2 protein-coding genes are annotated in these 3,338 nt (G+C 70.2%); both read left to right on the forward strand.

The window, feature by feature from the left end; genetic code table 11:
• Positions 1-2,486: DUF3427 domain-containing protein (locus ACR2FV_RS10560; RefSeq protein ID WP_434015652.1), on the forward strand; the 2,486-nt coding region annotated here is incomplete at its 5' end.
• A 228-nt stretch (positions 2,487-2,714) separates the two neighbouring features.
• Positions 2,715-3,338 (forward strand): aminotransferase class V-fold PLP-dependent enzyme (locus ACR2FV_RS10565; RefSeq protein WP_434015653.1); only part of this gene is annotated, 624 nt, incomplete at its 3' end.

The following is a 3,338-nucleotide window of genomic DNA, read 5'->3' on the forward strand; positions in this document are numbered from 1 at the left end:
CCCGGCTGCACGCCAAGGCCTGGCTGTTCCGCCGCAACACCGGCTTCGACACCGCATACGTCGGCTCCTCCAACCTCTCGCGCTCCGCGCTGCTCGACGGGGTGGAGTGGAACGTCCGGCTCTCCTCCGTGGCGACGCCGGCCCTGCTGAGCAAGTTCCGGGCGACCTTCGACACCTACTGGCACGACTCGGCCTACGAGACCTATGACCCGGACCGCGACGGCGACCGGCTCGACGACGCCCTGGTCGAGGCCCGCGGTGGGCACGCCAGCGGACGGGTGACGCTGACCCTGTCCGGCCTGGAGGTGCGCCCCTACCCCTACCAGTCCGGGACGCTGGAGCAGCTCGACGGTGAGCGCCGCGTGCACGACCGTCACCGCAACCTGCTCGTCGCGGCCACCGGCACCGGCAAGACCGTCGTCGCGGCGCTGGACTACCGGCGCCTGGCGCGCGAGGCCGGCGAGCGGCCCACCCTGCTCTTCGTCGCCCACCGCAAGGAGATCCTCGAGCAGTCGCTGCGCACCTACCGCGAGGTGCTCGGCGACGCCGGCTTCGGCGAGCTGTATGTCGCCGGGTTGCGCCCCGAGCGGTGGCAGCACGTCTTCGCCTCCGTGCAGTCGCTGACCTCGTATGGCGTGGACCGCATCCCCACCGACGCGTTCGCCGTCGTGGTGATCGACGAGTTCCACCACGCCGAGGCCACGACCTACCGGCGGCTCACCGACCACCTCACCCCGGGCGAGCTGCTCGGCCTCACCGCCACTCCCGAGCGCGGTGACGGCAAGGACGTGCGGCAGTTCTTCGGCGGCCGCACCGCCGCCGAGCTGCGCTTGTGGGACGCCCTGGGAGCCGACCTGCTCACGCCGTTCCACTACTTCGGGATCGCCGACGGCACCGACCTGCGCCGAGTCGACTGGACGGCCGGCGCCTACGACACCACCGCCCTGTCCAACGTGTTCACCGGCAACGACGCCCGCGCCCGCACGGTGTTGCAGGCCGTGCGCGACAAGATCGCCCGACCGGGTCGTATGAAGTCGCTCGGGTTCTGCGTCGACACCCGCCATGCGACCTACATGGCTCGGGTCTTCACCGAGGCCGGCCTCCCATCGACCACCGTGCTCGGCACGACACCGCTGAGCGAGCGGGAACGGGCGATCGAGGATCTACGGGCCGGCCGGATCGTCGCGGTCTTCACCGTCGACGTCTTCAACGAGGGCGTCGACATCCCCGAGATCGACACCGTGCTGTTCCTGCGGCCCACCGAGAGCGCCACGGTCTTCCTGCAGCAGCTCGGCCGTGGTCTGCGCCTCGCGCCGGACAAGGCGGTGCTGACCGCGCTGGACTTCGTCGGGCACCACCGCGCCGAGTTCCGCTTCGACCGCCGCTACCGCGCGCTGACCGGCAGCACCCGGGCCCAGCTGCAGCGCGACGTCGAGCACGGCTTCCCGTTCCTGCCCTCGGGCACGCAGATCGTGCTGGACCGGCAGAGTCAGGAGCTGGTGCTGGCCAACATCCGCGGGCAGGTGACGACCCGGTGGGCACACATCAGCGCCGAGCTGCGGGCCCACCCGACCCAGGACCTGCCGACGTTCCTGGCCCAGTCCGAGGTCGAGCTGTCCGACGTGATCGCCAAGCCCCGCCGGTCGTGGGCCCGGCTACGCCGCGAGGCGGGGATGGGCGTGCCGACACCCGGGCCGCACGAAGCCGGCCTGCTCAAGCGGGTGCGCGCACTTGCCCACGTCGACGACCCCGACCGTGCCCGCTCCTACCTGCGCTGGCTGGCCGACGACGCGCCCGCATACGACCAGGCCCACCCGGCGGACCAGGCGCTCTTGCGGATGCTCGCCTTCTCGCTGTGGCCCGACGGGGGCGGCTTCACGACATACCAGCAGATGCTCGACGTGCTCCGGGACGAGCCAGCGGCCCGGGAGGACCTGCGCGCCGTCGTCTCGCTGGGACTGGACAGCGCGCAGCACGTCACCGCACCGCTGCACGGCGCGCTCGGGCAGCGTCCGTTGCGGGTGCACGCGCGCTACACCCGGGAGGAGATCGTGGCGGCCCTGGACTACGTGAGTATCGAGGGACGCAAGGCCAACAGCTTCCGCGAGGGCGTGCTGTTCGCGCAGCAGGCCGATGCGGACGCTTTCTTAGTGACGCTGAAGAAGTCGGAGGCCGACTACTCCCCCACCACGATGTATCAGGACTACGCGATCAGCTCCGAGCTCTTCCACTGGGAGTCCCAGTCGGTGACCACCGCGGCCTCACCGACCGGGCAGCGCTACATCCACCACCGTGAGCGGGGCAGTCATGTGCTGCTCTTCGCCCGCGGGACTAAGACCACCGACCTGGGCGCCGGTGCGCCCTACCTCTTCCTGGGCGACGCCGATTATGTCAGCCACCGGGGTGAGAAGCCGATGGCCATCACCTGGCGGCTGCGGACACCGATGCCGGTCAGCGCCTTCGAGGTGGCCAAGGTCGTGGCCTGAGGGGGCTACCCGATCAGGTAATCGCTTCTCCCGTGTGCACCAGGTACGTACGCTGGCGGCCATCCCCGCGCGAGGTGAGCCAGTTGGAGAACGTCCTGGAGGCTGACCCGGAGGTGGTGCCGCAACTCGCCGCACTGCTCCGCAAGACCCGCACTATCGAGAAGGTCGCTACCTGAGATTCCCAGGGCACGCCGACGCATCAACGGCGGACCGTCTAGCGTCTGCCGTATGAACCTCCCCCGGCCTGACATCGACCCTGACGGACTGTTGGAGTACTCGGTCGTCTTCACCGACCTCTCGCTCAATCACATGTCGAAGCGCTTTGTCGGTGTGATGCAGCAGCTCAACGAGGTGCTCACCACGACCTACCATGCCGACGCGCTGGCCATCGTCCCTGGCGGCGGGACCTACGGCATGGAGGCCATCGCCCGCCAGCTGGCCACCGGTCGGCGCGCTCTGGTCGTGCGCAACGGCTTCTTCTCCTACCGGTGGTCCCAGATCCTGCAGATGGGCGGCATCACCGACGACGTCACGGTCCTGACCGCCCGGCCCATCGCGCAGACCCACCCCACGTCATGGACGCCACCTCCGGTGCAGGAGGTCGTCGCCACCATCGCCGACCAGCGGCCCGCGGTGGTGTTCGCCGCGCACGTCGAGACCTCGGCAGGGATCGTGCTGCCCGACGACTACCTGCGCGCGGTGGCGCGGGCCACGCACGAGGTCGGCGGGCTGCTCGTCCTGGACTGCATCGCCTCCGGTGCCCTATGGGTGGACATGACCGACCTCGGTGTCGACGTGCTGGTCACCGCCCCCCAGAAGGGATGGAGCGGCAGCCCGGGCGCGGCATACGTG

Origin of the sequence: Ornithinimicrobium sp., from assembly GCF_051004135.1 — a bacterium.
Lineage (GTDB): Bacteria > Actinomycetota > Actinomycetes > Actinomycetales > Dermatophilaceae > Ornithinicoccus.